Source organism: Sphingobium chungangianum (assembly GCF_977014255.1).
In genome coordinates, this window is the sequence record NZ_CDRNIV010000003.1 from 136,534 (window position 1) to 152,792 (window position 16,259).

Annotated in this window: 21 protein-coding genes and 2 pseudogenes; 12 read left to right on the top strand and 11 right to left on the bottom strand. The window is 62.6% G+C overall.

All coding sequences use genetic code 11. The features are described from left to right. The first annotated feature begins 63 nt into the window (after window positions 1–63). The 11 genes and pseudogenes from ACWNC0_RS04855 to arsH all read left to right on the top strand — a co-directional run bounded on the left by ACWNC0_RS04855 (window position 64) and on the right by arsH (window position 7,655). The gene (locus tag ACWNC0_RS04855) at window positions 64–480 is read left to right on the top strand and encodes a MerR family transcriptional regulator (protein ID WP_449469987.1); all 417 of its coding nucleotides are present in this window, start codon (window positions 64–66) and stop codon (window positions 478–480) included. Window positions 481–522: 42 nt separating this feature from the next. After that, on the top strand, window positions 523–927 hold the full coding sequence (locus ACWNC0_RS04860; RefSeq protein ID WP_449469989.1) for a hypothetical protein: 405 nt from the start codon (window positions 523–525) through the stop codon (window positions 925–927). A 243-nt stretch (window positions 928–1,170) separates the two neighbouring features. Beyond that, window positions 1,171–2,117, top strand: a pseudogene (locus tag ACWNC0_RS04865) (DUF2493 domain-containing protein). Between the two features lie 232 nt (window positions 2,118–2,349). Continuing rightward, a complete protein-coding gene (locus ACWNC0_RS04870; RefSeq protein ID WP_449469990.1) occupies window positions 2,350–2,973 on the top strand; it encodes a hypothetical protein in 624 nt (207 codons plus the stop codon). A gap of 490 nt (window positions 2,974–3,463) precedes the next feature. Beyond that, entirely contained in the window at window positions 3,464–3,877 is a 414-nt protein-coding gene (locus ACWNC0_RS04875; protein WP_056366854.1) for a single-stranded DNA-binding protein, read from the top strand. 101 nt (window positions 3,878–3,978) lie between these two features. After that, entirely contained in the window at window positions 3,979–4,311 is a 333-nt protein-coding gene (locus tag ACWNC0_RS04880; protein ID WP_449469992.1) for an ArsR/SmtB family transcription factor, read from the top strand. Between the two features lie 11 nt (window positions 4,312–4,322). Next, window positions 4,323–4,844, top strand: coding sequence for an arsenate reductase ArsC (locus tag ACWNC0_RS04885; RefSeq protein ID WP_449469993.1), 522 nt, complete (start codon window positions 4,323–4,325; stop codon window positions 4,842–4,844). Next, on the top strand, window positions 4,841–5,275 hold the full coding sequence (arsC, locus tag ACWNC0_RS04890; protein WP_149523984.1) for an arsenate reductase (glutaredoxin): 435 nt from the start codon (window positions 4,841–4,843) through the stop codon (window positions 5,273–5,275). The genes ACWNC0_RS04885 and arsC overlap by 4 nt, the downstream gene beginning before the upstream one ends. A 3-nt stretch (window positions 5,276–5,278) precedes the next feature. Next, complete coding sequence (locus ACWNC0_RS04895; protein ID WP_449469995.1) at window positions 5,279–5,815, top strand: N-acetyltransferase family protein; 537 nt, start codon at window positions 5,279–5,281, stop codon at window positions 5,813–5,815. Beyond that, window positions 5,812–6,879 carry an ACR3 family arsenite efflux transporter gene (arsB, locus tag ACWNC0_RS04900; RefSeq protein ID WP_179563560.1) on the top strand — a complete coding sequence of 356 codons (1,068 nt, stop codon included), beginning with the start codon at window positions 5,812–5,814 and terminating at the stop codon, window positions 6,877–6,879. The genes ACWNC0_RS04895 and arsB overlap by 4 nt, the downstream gene beginning before the upstream one ends. Further along, complete coding sequence (gene arsH / locus ACWNC0_RS04905) at window positions 6,876–7,655, top strand: arsenical resistance protein ArsH (protein WP_449469997.1); 780 nt, start codon at window positions 6,876–6,878, stop codon at window positions 7,653–7,655. The genes arsB and arsH overlap by 4 nt, the downstream gene beginning before the upstream one ends. A 32-nt stretch (window positions 7,656–7,687) precedes the next feature. Here the strand turns inward: arsH and ACWNC0_RS04910 are convergent, their stop codons facing one another. Both ACWNC0_RS04910 and ACWNC0_RS04915 read right to left on the bottom strand, forming a co-directional pair. After that, the gene (locus ACWNC0_RS04910; protein WP_449469998.1) at window positions 7,688–8,116 is read right to left on the bottom strand and encodes a thermonuclease family protein; all 429 of its coding nucleotides are present in this window, start codon (window positions 8,114–8,116) and stop codon (window positions 7,688–7,690) included. 28 nt (window positions 8,117–8,144) lie between these two features. Further along, window positions 8,145–8,369 carry a hypothetical protein gene (locus ACWNC0_RS04915; protein ID WP_449470000.1) on the bottom strand — a complete coding sequence of 75 codons (225 nt, stop codon included), beginning with the start codon at window positions 8,367–8,369 and terminating at the stop codon, window positions 8,145–8,147. 263 nt (window positions 8,370–8,632) lie between these two features. On the opposite strand from ACWNC0_RS04915, the gene ACWNC0_RS04920 reads away from it, so the two are divergent. Continuing rightward, window positions 8,633–9,973, top strand: a complete 1,341-nt coding sequence (locus ACWNC0_RS04920; protein ID WP_449470001.1) for a sensor histidine kinase — start codon at window positions 8,633–8,635, stop codon at window positions 9,971–9,973. Between the two features lie 53 nt (window positions 9,974–10,026). Here the strand turns inward: ACWNC0_RS04920 and istB are convergent, their stop codons facing one another. The 9 genes and pseudogenes from istB to ACWNC0_RS04965 all read right to left on the bottom strand — a co-directional run. Further along, entirely contained in the window at window positions 10,027–10,833 is an 807-nt protein-coding gene (istB, locus tag ACWNC0_RS04925) for an IS21-like element helper ATPase IstB (protein WP_449468721.1), read from the bottom strand. Continuing rightward, on the bottom strand, window positions 10,823–12,346 hold the full coding sequence (gene istA / locus ACWNC0_RS04930) for an IS21 family transposase (protein WP_449468719.1): 1,524 nt from the start codon (window positions 12,344–12,346) through the stop codon (window positions 10,823–10,825). Before istA ends, istB begins: the two co-directional genes overlap by 11 nt. Window positions 12,347–12,458: 112 nt before the next feature. Further along, window positions 12,459–12,722, bottom strand: a pseudogene (locus ACWNC0_RS04935) (VirB3 family type IV secretion system protein); the annotation flags it as partial. Between the two features lie 9 nt (window positions 12,723–12,731). Continuing rightward, on the bottom strand, window positions 12,732–13,073 hold the full coding sequence (locus ACWNC0_RS04940) for a TrbC/VirB2 family protein (protein ID WP_017182762.1): 342 nt from the start codon (window positions 13,071–13,073) through the stop codon (window positions 12,732–12,734). Next, complete coding sequence (locus ACWNC0_RS04945) at window positions 13,070–13,753, bottom strand: lytic transglycosylase domain-containing protein (protein WP_017182763.1); 684 nt, start codon at window positions 13,751–13,753, stop codon at window positions 13,070–13,072. Before ACWNC0_RS04945 ends, ACWNC0_RS04940 begins: the two co-directional genes overlap by 4 nt. Next, window positions 13,750–14,091, bottom strand: a complete 342-nt coding sequence (locus ACWNC0_RS04950) for a hypothetical protein (protein ID WP_017182764.1) — start codon at window positions 14,089–14,091, stop codon at window positions 13,750–13,752. The genes ACWNC0_RS04945 and ACWNC0_RS04950 overlap by 4 nt, the downstream gene beginning before the upstream one ends. Window positions 14,092–14,231: 140 nt before the next feature. Beyond that, window positions 14,232–15,146, bottom strand: coding sequence for a phytanoyl-CoA dioxygenase family protein (locus ACWNC0_RS04955; protein ID WP_017182765.1), 915 nt, complete (start codon window positions 15,144–15,146; stop codon window positions 14,232–14,234). A gap of 15 nt (window positions 15,147–15,161) precedes the next feature. After that, window positions 15,162–15,779: an acyl-homoserine-lactone synthase gene (locus ACWNC0_RS04960; RefSeq protein WP_017182766.1), complete on the bottom strand. Its 618-nt coding sequence runs from the start codon at window positions 15,777–15,779 to the stop codon at window positions 15,162–15,164. Between the two features lie 86 nt (window positions 15,780–15,865). After that, window positions 15,866–16,259, bottom strand: a 394-nt coding sequence (locus ACWNC0_RS04965; RefSeq protein ID WP_449470003.1) for a helix-turn-helix transcriptional regulator, incomplete at its 5' end; no start/stop codon positions are given.

A 16,259-nucleotide genomic window follows, 5' to 3' on the forward strand; every position in this document is an offset into this window, starting at 1 on the left:
CTTGCAGCGGGGCATGGACTCGTTCTAGCGTCTGTAGCAACTACAGACTCAAGCGGAATCTTCATGACCACGTTCACGGCGATCCCGATCGGTGAGCTCTCGCGCCGGACCGGCTGCAACATCGAAACCATCCGCTATTATGAGCGGATCGGCTTGCTGCCGCTGGCGGACCGTCGAGGCCGCTACCGTAGCTATGGCGGGGCCGATGTGCGCCGCCTTTCGTTCGTCCGCCGTGCCCGTGAGCTTGGCTTCCCGATCGAGGCGATCCGGACATTGCTTACGCTGGCCGAGGGTGGCGCACAATCGTGCCAGCAGGCGCACGACCTCGCGCAGGACCATCTGACGGAAGTGCTTGAAAAGGTCGCCGATCTCGAACGCATGGCAGCGGTGCTGACCGAGGCAGTACTGGCCTGTGAACGCGGCGACAATGTAGGCTGCCCGTTGCTCGAAACCCTCGCTGAAGTTGCTTTGTCGAACTGACAGTCAAGCGGTGCGGCATCGATCGCCAAGGCGACGCGCGATTTGCGAACTGGGCTAGACCCGGGCGGATTGCATTGCACGTATGAGCGTGCGGGCCTCACCGATTGGGAGGGCACCGCGTTCGATCCGGACGATCTCGATACGAGCGTTCCCCTGTACCTGGCCGATCATGAGGTTGCCTGGGGCCGGTTCGAGGCGATCGAGACTTTCTGTGTCGATCATGCCCTTGTCTTCGCCCGCTGGGCTGGCGGCGCTCCTGGGGCGTTCGGCCCGGAGCGGGTGGTCTTTGACGGCACGACCGTGCGGCGTTTCAGCGCCTCGGACGATGACGAGATCCTGATCTCGGCGGAAGCGGTGCGCGGTCTCGGCAGCTACGCGGCGGTGCTGTCGCATCTCGCAGCGGCGGAATTGGAGATACCCCCGTTCCGGATCGACGGCAGAGGCTGAGGGCAAAGCGAAACCGGTCTGTGTCGACACCTCCCCGCCAGAGGATGCCGCATATGGGCGCCCGCGAGGCGCTGGCAACCCGCGAACGGCGGGCCGAGTTGCCGTGTGCCACGGCTGCCCGCACCACCCCTTGTTCGCGAGTTTCCCTCGGCTGTGCCTCGGTGCCAGCCCCTCTTTTGCGAGCGCCCGGAGGATGCGCATCCGGCGGAGAGGCCGCCGGCACAGACAGAAAGACTCGCTATCATGTCCACATCGCTTGCAGCCGCACTCGCGGCACTGGAGCTAGGGCACCTCGAACCCCGCGCTGAAGACCTCAGTGGCATGGCGCCGCCACCAACCGAGGCGCTGGAGCAGACCGTCACCGCAATCTGGAGCGATCTCTTCACGACGATGGGAAACACCTCGCTGGAGCGCGACATCGAAGACCTGGGCTGGGCCTGGTGAACCTCTTCCACCGCGCCGCCGCCAAGAAACACGGGCTGGTCGATCGGTTGACCGACGACATCCGCCTTCTCCTCGCCGAACAGGACGGCTCCGAAATCAGCACGGCCAATCTTGAGGAGAAGATCGATCTCGCCAAGAAGGTCGAGGAATCCGCTGGTGCCTTCGAGATCATGCGCGATGTCGCCGCCGCCCACTATATCCGGGAGACCGGGAGATCGTGGGTGCCATCGTCCGGCAACCGCATCTCGCTCGGCGTCACCGCAGGGATCGTCGATGGCCATGCCTTCCTGCGAGCGCGCCGCGAGCGGGCTCTGAACGCCAACACCGCGCAGGGTACGCCCGTTGTGTTCGCCGGTGGCCGCCTCACCTTCGCCAACGACGAAGATATGAAGACGTTCGCCGATAACCTGCTGGCCACCCTCAACAAGGTTCGCGCCCATGTCGGCGACATGTATCTCGTACACGGCGGCGATATGAAAGGTATCGAGCGTCTTGCAGCGTCCTGGGCCGAGCAGAATGGCATCCAGCAGGTGCGGTTCGGTCTCGACCGGAAACTCGGGGATCGCGCGGGCTTCCGTCGCAACGAGCAGATGCTCTCGCTCAAGCCGCGGTTCGTGGTCGCCTTCCAGGGCAACGGCGTGACTGAGCGGCTTGTCATCGAAGCCAAGGCTCGGGGACTCCGGGTCGTTGATCGCCGCGGCCCATTGGGAAGCCCTCCTTCAGCTGCCCGTCGCGGTGCGGGCTGAAGCCGCGGGCCGCCGGTTTTTCGGCGGCCCCTTTTTTGTTCCGCTTACCGTCGTCCCCTCGAATTCCCGCAGGAGAGAGGGAAAGGCGCCGAGGCCCTTTTTGACGTCGATGAATAGCACTGGAACCCGTCGGCCGTTTTGGCGGCCGGGACGCGGTTCAGAGCCCATCAGCCATCCGCGTTGCCGACGCCGCGCCGGCTGTCGCCTTACCACGAACTAGAGAGAGATGATGATGCGCGATTTGCATGATGAGGAACTGCGCGCTCTGCTGGCGTTCCGGCAGCGTCACGGGCGCTGCTGGAAGGCCGCGCTGCTGCTACGCTGGTCGGCCGGCACCGACACCGATGAACCGGGTTCGGCGCATCTGCGCCATCTGCGCAATATCGCAGGACCGCGCTGGTTGATCGGGCTTCCTGCCGCAACGCTCGATGATGCCGCGCGCCATTTCGCCGGGATCGCCGATCCGGCGCTGGTCGCCACTTTCATGGCGAATGCTGTGGGATTTGCCCGCGGTGCGGAAGGTAGCGTGAAGATCGCCCCCGCGAGTGCCGCACATTCGCTGGCGATCGCGATCGAACTCGGCCTCAAAGCCTTTCTGATGAAGGCCGGCTATGCCGACGACTGGAACCGTGTCCATATTCGGCATGACCTCGAAAAGGCCCTGGCGCTTGCGATGGAGGCGGGCCTGTCGGGCCTGCCTCCGGAATTGCCGGAACTCGCAGCGATCCTTTCGCCGGCCTATCGCCGCCACCAGATCGACGCCTTGTTCCGGGCCGGAGCGTCACCCTTCGATGTGGCCGACGCCTCTCACTGCGTCGACCGTCTCCTTGCCGTGATCAGGGTGCAGATCGCGTGACGGCGCACCACTGCCTCATCCTGTGCGGGGTTCGAAAGGGCGCTCGCCAATCCCATGAAGCCGGGGATGGGTGGGCCTGCGGCGTACCGTGCGTCAGACGGCCATTATGTCTGTTGCCTTGAGCGTTGCCGTCGCTTCGCTGCGGACGATAGTCCAAGTTGGGGAAAGCGCTGACGGCCTGTTGTGGGGTCTCTGCCTGGCGGGGACATGCCGCGGCGATAGGGCAAGGTTTCTGCACCGGTTCCTGGGTTCATAGAACCAAAGCCACCATCCCTTCTTTTTGACCTGATCCCTAAGTCGGTCGTTCGATCCTTCCAACCCGCTCCCCTTCGGGCCGAGTTGCCGTGTGCCACGGCTGCCCGCACCACCCCTTGTGTCGGGGTTCCCCTGCGCGGCTGACGCGCTCCGGTGGAAGCACCGCCCATGCCCGCCTTTTTCGGGGGTCAGTCGAAGGGTCGGTCCCTTCGGCACCCAAAAAAGGAACCTCGACATGCAGAACCTCGTCATCCTCGCCGGCAATGTCGGCGCCACGCCGGAAGCCCGCACCACCCAGGGCGGCACCAAGATCACCCACTTCAGCCTCGCGACCTCGCGGCCCAAGCGCGACAGCAACGGCAAGATCGTCAAGGACGACAATGGCCGGCGGATCGAAGATACCGAATGGCACCGGATCACCTGCTTCAACGGCGTCGGCAAGACCGTCGAACAATATGTCGACAAGGGGATGAAGGTGATGGTGCGCGGCCGCATCCACTACACCCGCTGGACCGACAACGAGAATATCGAGCGGTACGGCGTCGAGATCATCGCCGACGAGGTGACCTTCCTCACCCGCGCCAAGCCCGCCAGTGGCGACCAGGGCGGCAATGACAGCTCGGTCGATGACGACGAAATTCCCTTCTGAAACCCGCAAAGGCCCGGTGGCAGCAACCACCGGGCCTTTTGCTGTGTCGGCCTTCCTCTGCTGGGCTTGTCAGAAATCCATATATCCAATATTATCGATATATGGACAATGATTCTGCTATCAGCGCACTGGCGGCGCTTGCCCAAGGCACTCGCCTCGATGCGTTTCGCTTGCTGGTGCGTCATGAGCCCAATGGCCTGGCCGCGGGCGAAGTCGCCCGCCAGCTCAATATCCCCCAGAATACGATGTCGTCGCATCTGGCCGGGCTTGCGCGTGCGGGCCTGATCCGTGCCGAGCGCCACAGTCGCCAGATCATCTACCGCGCCGACCTCGATCAGCTCAAGGCGCTGACCCTGTTCCTGGTCAAGGATTGCTGCGGGGGCAGGGCGGAACTGTGCGAGCCGCTGATCGCCGAGCTTGTTCCCTGCTGCTGACGGAGCCCTATATGCCCGACCGTATCTATAATGTCCTGTTCCTGTGTACCGGAAACTCGGCGCGTTCCATCCTTGGCGAAGCGGTCATGAACAAGCTCGGCGAGGGGCGTTTCAGAGCCTATAGCGCCGGGAGCCAGCCAAAGGGGCAGGTCCACCCAATGGCATTGTCGGTGCTTCAGGGGCTCGGCTTCGATACCACCGATATGCGGTCCAAGAGCTGGGATGAGTTTGCCGGTTCCGGTGCGCCGCAGTTCGATTTCATCTTCACGGTCTGCGACAATGCAGCCGGAGAGACCTGTCCGGCATGGATCGGCCATCCCATGACAGCGCATTGGGGCATTGAAGACCCTGCCGCGATCGAGGGCGAGGGGCAACGCGAGGCCTTCCTGCAGGCCCTGCGCTATTTGCAGAATCGCATTGCGCTGTTTCTGGCGCTCCCGATCTCGAGCCTTGATGACATGGCGATGCGGCGCAAGCTCAAGGACATCGGACAGGGCGAAGGCGCGAGCGCCAAGGCGGAGGCGAGTGAATGACCGTGGACATCATCATCTACCACAATCCCGAATGCGGGACGTCGCGCAATGCGCTCGCGATGATCCGCAATGCCGGGATCGAACCGCATGTGGTCGAATATCTGAAGACGCCGCCTTCACGCAGTCAGCTGGAAAGCCTGATCGCACGCGCCGGGATCGGCGCGCGCGCCTTGTTGCGCGAGAAGGGCACGCCCTTTGCGGACCTCGGCCTGGGCGACGAAGGTCTTTCCGATGCGGCGCTGATCGACGCAATGATGGCCCATCCCATCCTCATCAACCGTCCGCTCGTGGTCTCGCCGCTCGGCGTCAAGCTCTGCCGCCCTTCCGAAGCGGTGCTGGAACTCATCCCCGCGGCCCAACGCGGTGCTTTCGCCAAGGAAGACGGCGAGCAGGTCGTCGACGCTGCCGGCAACCGCGTCACGGCAGGCTGAACGATGGTAGCGTTCACGGTCCGGCCGGCGGTCCTCGCCGACGCGCCGGCGATCGCCGCCATCTACGCCAATCATGTCCGGGAGGGCACCGCCAGCTTCGATACCAGCCCGCGCTCGGTGATGGAGACCGAAGCCAAGATTGACGCATGCTTGGCGAAAGGCTGGCCGTTCCTCGCCGCCCAGCAGGGCGGCCATGTTGTCGGCTATGCTTATGCCACGCAGTTTCGCGATCGGCCTGCCTATGCATCGAGCTGTGAGAACTCGATTTATATCGATCCCGGGCATCAGCGCCGAGGTGTCGGAAAGGCGCTGCTTGCTGCTCTGCTGGCACAGGCCGAGGCGGCAGGATTTCGCCAGATGATTGCCGTCATCGGCGGGGGTGAAGCGGCATCCGTCGCCCTCCATGCCAAGCTCGGCTTCGAACATGCCGGCACGATGCGGTCGGTGGGACGCAAGTTCGGACGCTGGCTCGACACCATCTACATGCAGATCGCGCTGGGCGTCGGTGACGCCGCTCCACCGCTCAAGGAACCGCAATGACCCAGACCCGTCGACCACGGCTATCCTTTCTCGATCGCTATCTCACCTTGTGGATTTTTCTGGCGATGGCCCTGGGCGTAGGCCTTGGCACGAGCATCGAGGGTCTACCTGCCGCGATCAACGGCCTGTCCTGGGGCACCACGAATATACCGATCGCGATTGGCCTCATCCTGATGATGTATCCACCGCTGGCCAAGGTTCGTTATGAGGAGCTGCCGCGCGTCTTCGAGGACAAGCGGGTGCTGGCGATATCGCTTGTCCAGAACTGGATCATCGGCCCGGTGCTGATGTTCCTTCTGGCCGTCATCTTCCTGCGCGCCGAGCCAGCTTATATGACAGGTCTCATCTTGATCGGGCTGGCCCGATGCATCGCGATGGTCATCGTCTGGAACCAGCTTGCCAAGGGCGACAATCAATATGTCGCGGCACTGGTGGCGTTCAATTCGATCTTCCAGATCCTGTTCTTCAGCCTGTATGCCTGGTTCTTCCTCGCCTTCCTGCCGCCTTTGTTCGGGCTGGAGGGCAGCGTCATCAACGTCAGTTTCTGGATCATCGCGCAAGCGGTCGCGGTTTACCTCGGTATCCCTTTCCTCGCGGGATATCTGACCCGGAAGGGTCTCGTCGCGGCCAAAGGGCGCGACTGGTACGAGGGCGTATTCCTCCCGAAGATCGGTCCGGTCACGCTCATCGCTCTCCTGTTCACGATCGTTGCGATGTTCAGCCTAAAGGGCAGCGAGATCGTCACGCTCCCGGGGGATGCCGTCCGCATCGCCATCCCGCTGACGATCTATTTCGTTGTCCAGTTCTCGATCAGCTTCTTCATGGGCAAGCTGATCGCCAGCGATTATCCACGCACGACGGCGGTGGCTTTCACGGCTGCGGGCAATAATTTCGAACTGGCCATTGCCGTCGCGATCGCCGCTTTCGGGCTGGCCTCCCCGGTCGCTTTCGCAGCCGTCATCGGCCCACTGGTGGAGGTGCCAGTGCTGATCCTGCTGGTGAATGTCGCCTTCTGGTTCGGTCGCCGCTGGTTTCCCGATACCGTGCCCGAGCAAGGCCGATGAGCGAGGACATCATGGCCTTTGAACGCCTGCGCCAGCTATCCGAGCCGGATTATCTGCCGGCTCTGAAGATGGCCTTTGCCCGCCGGAGGCCCGCGCTTGGTCTCGGCCCGAACGATCCGCGGCCACGCATTCTTCTCCTCTATGGCAGCTTGCGGAAGCGATCCTACTCGCGGCTTGTGGTGGAGGAATCTGCGCGGCTACTCCAGTTTTTCGGATGTGAAACGCGGATATTCGATCCTTCTGATCTGCCGCTTCCCGACCAGATCGAAGGGGACGACCACCCGGCCGTTGCCGAACTACGGGCGCATTCCTTGTGGTCGGAAGGGCAGATCTGGTGCAGCCCGGAACGGCACGGGCAGATCACCGGTATCATGAAGGCCCAGATCGACCATCTGCCTCTGGCGTATAAGGGCATGCGCCCGACGCAGGGGCGGACCTTGGCGGTGATGCAGGTCAGCGCGGGTTCGCAATCCTTCAACAGCGTCAACACACTGCGCATCCTTGGCCGGTGGATGCGCATGTTCACGATCCCCAACCAGTCGAGCGTGGCCAAGGCGTTCGCCGAATTTGACGATGACGGCCGCATGAAGCCGTCGAGCTATTATGATCGCATCGTCGATGTGGTCGAGGAGCTTGTACGCTTTACCGTCCTGCTGCGGCCGCATGCGGATCAACTCGTCGATCGCTATTCCGAACGGAGCGAAGCGGGCATTCAAGTAGATCCGACGAACGACCTCTCGTCGATCGCAATCGCGCCCCAAACCGTACAGGGATGAGCCGTTGGCATGCGGCAGACCATCAGGCCCTGTCAGCGGCAATGGCCTGCCGCATAGCGCTGCCATCGCAGCACTGTGCCCGTCGCGATCATGGCGCAACTCAGGTCGCCGATCCCCGGCGCAGAACACCAGGCCCCGGTGCGATCCCCCTTCGCGTTGCCGGTTGACCGGCATTGGAGCCTCGGGCCAGTGACAAGGATATGGCCGGTGCCGCTTCGGCCCCTGGCGCCGCCAAGCAATCGGACCAGCGCGTCCCGCGCGGCGATCCCACTGGCGCGCGGGCAGGGTTGCCCCCGCCGGCATGAGCCGTCGATTTCGCGCGCCGCTATTCCGCCAAGCCGAATCCGTGGTCCTTCCGGGCACCAGACCGGTCCATCGCCGTCCCACACCCTGATGGGCGTGCAAGTGAACATCTGCCCGGCGGGGACGGTCGCGACAGCGAGAAGCAAGGCTATGAGCATCAGCGACGGGACCGGGACGAGGCGTTCGTCATGCGTCGGGGAAAAGCGGCAATGTCCCCGCCATCGCGGCGGGCTCGTCAGCGAGAATATCATAGCAGCGCAAACGGACCGCCAGATGCCGGGCCAGCTGCGCCACCGCACGCCGTCGTGCGGCCGCGTCACCGCAGCGAATATCCGTCACCAGTGCCGGTTCGGCGGTTGCGAGCGACACCTCGAGATGGAGGGTCAGGCTATCTTCATCGACTCGGAGCATGAGAGAAACATAGAACAAAAAAAGAACATACAGCAAGAGGCGACCCTCTGTGCCGCCTCCTTTGCTACCAGAGCGGCCAAAGGGACATTTATTGATGCAGTTTAAGTCCGATGTGGCAATGAACGGAAGAATGCGCGTTAAGGGAGCCTGAACGAGCTCGGTTCAACAGGGACATACAAAGGTGAAATTCGCAAAACAGAGCGATCCCCATCATGGGGCAGGCCGTGCAAGGATGATGTCCGATCGGCTGCGGACCGCCGCGTGTGCGTGATGAAGAGGCTTTTGACCCATATGCACAGGGATCGCAGGGCCATCAGGATGCGCTTGTCGAACTGAACGATCGTTTCCGCATGACCGAAAATGCGGGCGATCTGGCCTTCATCGCCGCAGAGGTCCTGGGCCGCACCTTCGGGGTGAGCCGCGCCGGTTACGGGACGATCGACACCCTCGAGGAAACGATCGATATAGACCGGGACTGGAATGCCCCCGGCGTGTCCAGCATCGCAGGCCGGCTGCATTTTCGCGAGCATGGCAGCTATATCGAGGACCTCAAACGTGGCGACACGGTGGTCGTGTCGGACGCCAGGCTCGATCCGCGCACGGCGGACACAGCCGACGTCCTGATCGCGATCAACGCACGATCCTTCATCAACATGCCGGTGACCGAAATGGGCCGGTTCGTGGCGCTCCTGTTCGTGAACCATGACGAGGTGCGCGACTGGTCCGAAGCGGATCTCGTGTTCATGCGCGAGATGGCGCAACGCACGCGCGTCGCGGTCGAACGGCGGCGCGCCGAGGTCGAACTGCGCGAACTCAACGCCTCGCTCGAAGCGCGTGTCGCCGAGCGGACACGCGAACTGGAGCTGGCGCACGAGGCGCTGCGCCAGTCGCAGAAGATCGAAGCGATCGGCCAGCTGACCGGCGGGGTCGCCCATGATTTCAACAATCTGCTGACCGTGATCGGGGGATCGGCCGACCTGCTTCGCCGCAAGAACCTCACCGACGAGAAACGCGAGCGCTATATCGACGCGATCATCGATACCGTCGCGCGCGCCTCTAAGCTGACCGCCCAGCTCCTAGCCTTCGCGCGGCGGCAGACGCTCAAGCCCGAGACCTTCGACGTCGGCCGCAACGTGCTCGCGGTCAGCGATATCATCCGCAGCCTGACGGGGTCGCGGATCGTCGTGGAAACCGACCTGCATTGCATCGCCTGCTATGCGGATGCCGATCCCAGCCAGTTCGATACCGCGCTCATCAACATGGCGGTCAATGCGCGCGATGCGATGGACGGGGAGGGCGTGCTCCGCATCGCTGTCAATCCCGTCGACGTCATCCCGCCAATCCGCGCGCATCCTGAAAGGGTGGGGAAATTTGTCGCCGTCTCGCTTTCTGACGATGGTATTGGCATCGCGCCCGATCAACTCGAACGGGTGTTCGAGCCCTTTTATACGACCAAGCCGGTAGGGCATGGAACGGGGCTTGGCCTCAGCCAGGTCTTCGGCTTCGCCAAGCAGTCAGGCGGCGAAATCCATGTTGAAAGCCATCCCGGCTCCGGCACGACTTTCACCCTCTTTCTGCCCCACGTAGAAGCGCCAGACTGTTGATTTCCGGTGAGATGTGACCCGGGATTTCCACCGAGAACTGACCCGCCTGATAGTTATGTTTCGATTGTCATTGGTGGGTCAAGATGATGTTTCTCCTTTTCGGGTTTGGCTTGCTGGGCCGAGCTGTTCTTGAAGCGGAAGCTGTCGTTTCCGGTTTCCAGTATGTGGCAGTGGTGGGTGAGGCGATCGAGGAGCGCGGTGGTCATTTTTGCGTCACCGAACACGCTGGCCCATTCGCTGAAGCTCAGGTTCGTGGTGATGACGACGCTGGTGCGCTCATAAAGTTTGCTGAGCAGATGGAAGAGCAGCGCGCCGCCTGATGCGCTGAACGGCAGATAGCCGAGCTCATCGAGGATCACGAGGTCGGAGTGGATCAGGCGATTGGCGATCTGCCCGGCTCTGCCCTGGGCCTTTTCCTGTTCGAGGGCGTTGACCAGTTCGACCGTGGAGAAGAAGCGGACCCGTTTTCGGTGCTGCTCGATGGCCCGTACGCCGAGCGCCGTAGCGACGTGGGTCTTGCCGGTGCCCGGACCGCCGACCAGCACGATATTGTCGGCGACGTCGATAAAGTCGCAGCGATGCAGCTGCCGGACCAGCGCCTCGTTGACCTCACTGCTGACAAAGTCGAAGCCCGCCAGATCGCGATAGGCCGGGAACCGCGCCACCTTGAGCTGATAGGCGACGGACCGGACCTCTCGCTCGGCCGTTTCGGCTTTCAGCAACTGGGACAGGATCGGCACCGCCGCCTCGAAGGCCGGTGCGCCCTGAGCCATGAGATCGGCGACGGCCTGCGCCATGCCATGCATTTTCAGGCTGCGCAGCATGACGACGATGGCACCGCTGGCGGGATCATGACGCATGGCGGTTCTCCCGGCGCAGGGCGTCATAGCGCTCGACATTGGCCATCGGTTCGCTGGCCAGCCTCAGCGCCTGCGGCGCCGTGACCGGTGGCGTCGAGATCGGCTTTCCATCGAGCAGCCGATGCAGCAGGTTGAGGATATGGGTCTTGGTCGGAACACCCGCATCGAGCGCTATCGCGACGGCGGTCAGGACGGCCTGTTCGTCGTGATGCAGGACCAGCGCCAGGATCTCGACCATTTCCCTGTCGCCGCCGGGATTGCGCAGCAGATGCCGTTGCAGCCGCTGGAAGGGATCGGGCAGGTCGAGGAACGGCGCCCCATTGCGCAGCGCGCCGGGCTTGCGCTGGACAACCGCGAGATAATGCCGCCAGTCATAGACCGTATGCCCCGGGCCATCATGGGACCGGTCGATGATGCGCCGATGCTCACATATGATCTGTCCCTCGGCGACGACCAGGAAGCGGTCAGGATAGACCCGCAGGCTGACGGGCCGATTGGCGAAGGACGCCGGCACACTGTAACGGTTGCGCTCCAGATGCACGAGGCAGGTCGGCGAGACCCGCTTGCCATGTTCGACAAAGCCGTCGAACGGCCTGCCCACCGGCATCAGGCATTGCGCCTCATCGGCCCAGGCATCGGCGACAGAGCCTGGCTCGATTCCATGCGGGATGTCCTGCCATAGCGCCTTGCAGCGCTGTTCCAGCCACAGGTTGAGGGCATCAAGGCTCTCGGCCTGCGGCGTGGGTTGCCACAGGCGATGCCGTGCATCCTGGACGTTCTTCTCGACCTGTCCCTTCTCCCAGCCTGCTGCCGGATTACAGAACTCGGCCTCGAACAGGTAATGGCTGACCATCGTGAGGAAGCGGGTGTTGACGTTACGCTCCTTGCCGCGCCCGACCTTGTCGACGGCGGTACGCATATTGTCGTAAATCCCCCGGCGCGGCACCCCGCCCAGCACGCGGAACGCATGATTATGGGCGTCGAACAGCATCTCATGGGTCTGAAGAAGATAGGCCCGCAGGGTGAAGGCCCGGCTGTGGCTGAGCTTGAAGTGCGCCACCTGCAGCTTTGTGCGCACGCCGTCGAGGATCGCCCAGTCCTCGCTCCAGTCGAACTGGAACGCTTCTCCTGGGGCAAAGGATAGCGGCACGAATGTCCCGCGGCCGCTCATCTGCTGCTGACGGCGATAGGCATCGTGCCACGCCCGCGCGAAGGCCGCGACCCGGCCATAGGAACCGTCATAGCCCAGACTCACCAGATCGGCGTGCAACTGCTTGATCGTGCGCTTCTGCTTGCGCGAGCGAGCCATCTCCCGTTGCAGCCAGGCCGACAGTCGTTCCGCAAACGGATCCAGCTTGCTCGCCCGCTCGGGCACCTTGAACTGCGGTTCGATCGTATCTGACCGCAGATATTTACGGATCGTATTCCGTGACAGTCCTGTGCGCCGGACAATCTCGCGGATCGATAGATGATCGCGGTAATGCCAGCGCCGGATAACGCTCAATAACGCCATGTCCAACACTCCATGATCCCCCGCTCGCCAAAGCCAGGGGTGAGTTCAACATGGGTCACTTCTCGATGGAAATTTATGCCCTTCCCGGGTCACATCTCACCGGAAATCAACAATTGCGGCACCGGGCCTTGGTCATCGTCCAGAGCCACAACAACCGGAAGGCGTTTGCATCATGACGCACGATCAGTCGGGCAATCGCCAGGAAGGCCCCGGCCAGCGCGAAGGCATAGAGCGGGTTGCCCGTGATGATGAGGGTCAGGCAGGCCGCGAGCGCAATGGGCAGCGACGCTTCAATCGGCACACCCAACCACATGGTCGGGCGCGTGACCGCCAGAAACAGCGTCTCCTCGCGCAGCTTTTGGTCATCGGTATCCATGGCCCGCACTCATGCGCCGCCAGTGATGGTGTCGACGATCCATTGCGCGCTGAACACGATGAAGATGCCGACGATGACCGTGACGAGAAGTCCAAGGCTGGCCCGACCTGTGAAGAACATGAACCCTACGATCACCACGGCGATCACCGCGATGGTTTTGGCGAACGTGCCCGTCAGCCAGGTTTTGATGTTCTCGGCCATCGACGTAACGCCGTCGGCGGCCTGAGCGTAAGCCGGATCGGTCAGAAGCAACGTCACGGCGAGGGCCAGCAGAAGAAAGGCCGCATGCTGCGCAAGAGAGCGGCGGCGGGGCGTCAACCAGTCGCGGGATTCGGTCATCAAGGCCGTCATTCGGGTTGTCCTTTCGCTATTGTGCTGGATGCCCCCCCGAAGACCATCAATGTCGCTGACTGCGCCCCCGCAGCCGTATTCCATTTCGCGCTGCCGGCAGCGGCGCGCGGCGCGTCCGACATCGCGAGCGTCTGAATAGCTTCTCGCGGCGGCGGCGGCGGCGTGACCGCGATGTTCTGGACCGCAAATCCACTGCGCCGCATGGCCGGCACGACGACACCAGACGATGCATAGACACGGCCGACATAGCCGTTTCCAAATCCACGCCAGCGGTTGCCCGTGTTGTACATCGACATGGCGGCCGCGATGGCCGCCTCCGTCGAAGCGCTTGTCCGCACGACGCTGAGATAGTTGGAGGCCAAGACCCGTGCAGCGGCTTCGAGGTTCCGGCACGGGTCGAAGGCGTCGTCGACCGACAGGCCGAGGCGCTTCAGGTTTGCGCTGTTGATCTGACCCAGACCGAGGTCGATATTGTAGCCAAGCTCTATCAGCGAGCGCGCGTCGCGCACCGCAGCTGCACGATCGCCAGGATCCGGAGCCGGAACACCCTTAGCGTTCACGCCGATCGCGTAGGGATTGAAATGGCTCTCAGCGTGGACGACCGACACCATCGTCTCGACCGCAACCGATGGCGCGCACTGCTGCGCGAGGCCCACGACGGTTGCGAGTTCGAGAATCACCGCGCCGGTGTCCCCGTGGCGCTTGCTGCTGTCGGAAGGTTCTCGATGTTGGCTAGGGAATAACTTTGCTGTCGCCCATCGGTGAACGTCATCACGACCCGGCGCTTCGTGGCGGAGTCTCGGTCGAAGACCTTTGTCTTGGCGACGCTCCCGCCCGAGCAACCGGGAAAAGAGGCTCCGGTCGCGAGCTTCTGCCAGAGCTTGGCCATCGGAGGAACACATGCAGAAAATTGCGTCGCCCCTCCTGGATTGGAGAGGCAGATTAGGATCTGACAGCCCAGATCGTTGGCGAGGGCGGGCGTGCTCGGCGCGGACATCGCCAGCATCGGCGTGACCATGGCTATGAGACGAAGCTGCACAAATTGTCTCCTCGCGGTGGATTGCGGCGCTTGCGACACGGCTCGAAAATCACCGTCTTTTGAGCCTGTTGCGCATTGTTTCAGCAATCCCCCCAGTTGGGGGGATCGCCGTGGAGCCCTTAGCCGTTGCGCAATGACGGTGCGGGATCGCGCTGCTGTTCGAGAAGATACTGTGCCAATGCTTCTTCCTGGTCAGGCCTCAGGGCGTCAGTGGCTGCCAGATGATCAGGCGGGTCAGCGTTCAGCAGGATCGAGGGACAGCGGCCCTCGTAGTTACCAAGGTTCGGCCTGTGCTGTTGGTAGCCTACCAGTGCCGCCAGCGCCGGCTCGAACCCGCGCGCTATCTCCGGCGGGTAGACGAGCCATTGGTTCTCATACGGTTTCAACCAGCCGAGGCAGTAGCTGACTATCATGCCACGGCGGATCGTCTCGGTCGTGTTCGCGCCGGCACCGTGAAGCGTCGATCCGAGGAAAACTACTGCAGCCCCTGGACTGCATTCGACCGCGATGGGGCCAATGCCGTGGTCCTCCGCAACCGCTCGTTGGCCATGGCTCCCGGGCCAGATGAGGGTGGTGCCATTGTCGGTCCGATATTCGGTGAACGGCCACATGACGTTGATCAAATATTCGAGTTCACCAACGGGTCCGCGCCACATGTCCTGGTCGCGATGGGGGAACTGGCAGGGAGCGCCAGGGTGGAGTTCGAGCGCTTGGGCGAGGTTTAGCTGGATCGTGTCGCACCACGGGCCGAGGATCGACTGAGCAATTTCCAGAATAAGCTTGTGCTGGATGAGCGCCGCCGCATAGGGTGATCTCTTCAGGACGCTTCCGAACCGCTTGGTACGACTGCCGTAAAATCCTCCCTCGCAAAACGGCGTCGCGGCGAAACGATCGTCGAGATCAGCGCTGAGCAAGCCGATGTCGGCTGCTGGCACGAGATCAGGAATGACGCAAAATCCGTCGCGTGCGAGGAGCTCGAGATGCGGCTTAGCATCGCGGGGCGCTGCAAGGGCAGGGGAGTGCTGTGTCGCCATGGTCGGTCTCCCGCGTCACGCCGCTGCACGGTCGAGATCGACCAGCGTCGTGGGAAGGTAGATGCCGGTCCTCCGCAGTAGGTCGGGGGTTTCTGACGATATTGAAATCCGCATCGCGGCAAGGTTCCGGCTTACCCCCGAGAGGCGGTCGCCAAGCAGCTCGCAGTCCCAGCCAAATGCGAGGATCTGTTTGAACCAGCTCTCTTCGGCCACGCCAGAAAAGGTTGTAATTCCGGAGGCCAGAGCATGCTCGACTAGCCCGGACACCAGACGATTGCGGACTGTGCGCCGTTCGGCGGCGCCCATCGCACGCGCAAGGCAGAAGCGGGTGATCTCCCTCACCTCCGGGCCGACCGGCACATTCCCGTCACACAGGTGCGGGAAGACTGATCCGAGGATATGCGGTCGATCGGTCTTGAGGAGCCGGGCCGATCCGCGATGGTGTCCCTGTGCATCGGTGACAACTATGTAGACGGCCTCGTCATTATCGAACTGGTCGATTTCATAGCGACCTGCGAGAACCGGAATGTCCCATCCAAGCAGATCAACAAAGACGCGCTTTCTTTCTTCAAACATTTCTCGGAAGACGCGCGCGTCGAGTGCCTCGTCTATGCCATTTCCTATGATAAGCATTGTCTTCCTCCTGTGTGAGGAGGTTTTTCGAACAGAATATTGACCGCTACGTTATCCCCAGAAAAGGGGAGATCAGCACATGGCAGTCATCTTCCGAAGACGTCAGCGAAGCTGATCGATCCATCGAACAGCGCGCGCATCGCCAGCATTGTGCGCTTCGTGACGCCATATCGGTCACGCGCATCCTTGAGGTGTTGACTCACTGTCTCTGAGCCGACGCCGAGGATTCTGGCGATCTCCCAATCGGTCTTCCCGCGCGCAACGAGAGCCACGCACTCGACCTGTCGGTCGGTCAGCCGCGGTAATTCGCGGGGATGGGATCCTACGGAGCGATTGACCCGCCGAGCTGCCTCGAACGCAAAGTTGCCGACGAGTTGGACAAGGGGAAGCTGTTCCTCATCGAGCCCGACGCCGCTCGCCGTCGCAAACGAGCAGGAACCGTTAATCTCCCCGGGAATATGCGCGGGGATCGTAAAGCCA

Excerpts from the sequence above, each read along its gene's own strand:
- ACWNC0_RS04915 (WP_449470000.1), bottom strand. The coding sequence starts at position 8,369 with ATGCTCCGAGTCGATGAAGATAGCCTGACCCTCCATCTCGAGGTGTCG.
- ACWNC0_RS04855 (WP_449469987.1), top strand. The coding sequence starts at position 64 with ATGACCACGTTCACGGCGATCCCGATCGGTGAGCTCTCGCGCCGGACC.
- ACWNC0_RS04875 (WP_056366854.1), top strand. The coding sequence starts at position 3,464 with ATGCAGAACCTCGTCATCCTCGCCGGCAATGTCGGCGCCACGCCGGAA.
- arsB (WP_179563560.1), top strand. The coding sequence starts at position 5,812 with ATGACCCAGACCCGTCGACCACGGCTATCCTTTCTCGATCGCTATCTC.
- arsH (WP_449469997.1), top strand. The coding sequence starts at position 6,876 with ATGAGCGAGGACATCATGGCCTTTGAACGCCTGCGCCAGCTATCCGAG.
- ACWNC0_RS04960 (WP_017182766.1), bottom strand. The coding sequence starts at position 15,779 with ATGCTTATCATAGGAAATGGCATAGACGAGGCACTCGACGCGCGCGTC.
- ACWNC0_RS04895 (WP_449469995.1), top strand. The coding sequence starts at position 5,279 with ATGGTAGCGTTCACGGTCCGGCCGGCGGTCCTCGCCGACGCGCCGGCG.
- ACWNC0_RS04955 (WP_017182765.1), bottom strand. The coding sequence starts at position 15,146 with ATGGCGACACAGCACTCCCCTGCCCTTGCAGCGCCCCGCGATGCTAAG.
- ACWNC0_RS04940 (WP_017182762.1), bottom strand. The coding sequence starts at position 13,073 with ATGACGGCCTTGATGACCGAATCCCGCGACTGGTTGACGCCCCGCCGC.
- ACWNC0_RS04870 (WP_449469990.1), top strand. The coding sequence starts at position 2,350 with ATGCGCGATTTGCATGATGAGGAACTGCGCGCTCTGCTGGCGTTCCGG.
- ACWNC0_RS04880 (WP_449469992.1), top strand. The coding sequence starts at position 3,979 with ATGGACAATGATTCTGCTATCAGCGCACTGGCGGCGCTTGCCCAAGGC.
- arsC (WP_149523984.1), top strand. The coding sequence starts at position 4,841 with ATGACCGTGGACATCATCATCTACCACAATCCCGAATGCGGGACGTCG.
- istA (WP_449468719.1), bottom strand. The coding sequence starts at position 12,346 with ATGGCGTTATTGAGCGTTATCCGGCGCTGGCATTACCGCGATCATCTA.
- ACWNC0_RS04950 (WP_017182764.1), bottom strand. The coding sequence starts at position 14,091 with ATGGTCACGCCGATGCTGGCGATGTCCGCGCCGAGCACGCCCGCCCTC.
- ACWNC0_RS04885 (WP_449469993.1), top strand. The coding sequence starts at position 4,323 with ATGCCCGACCGTATCTATAATGTCCTGTTCCTGTGTACCGGAAACTCG.
- istB (WP_449468721.1), bottom strand. The coding sequence starts at position 10,833 with ATGCGTCATGATCCCGCCAGCGGTGCCATCGTCGTCATGCTGCGCAGC.
- ACWNC0_RS04910 (WP_449469998.1), bottom strand. The coding sequence starts at position 8,116 with ATGCTCATAGCCTTGCTTCTCGCTGTCGCGACCGTCCCCGCCGGGCAG.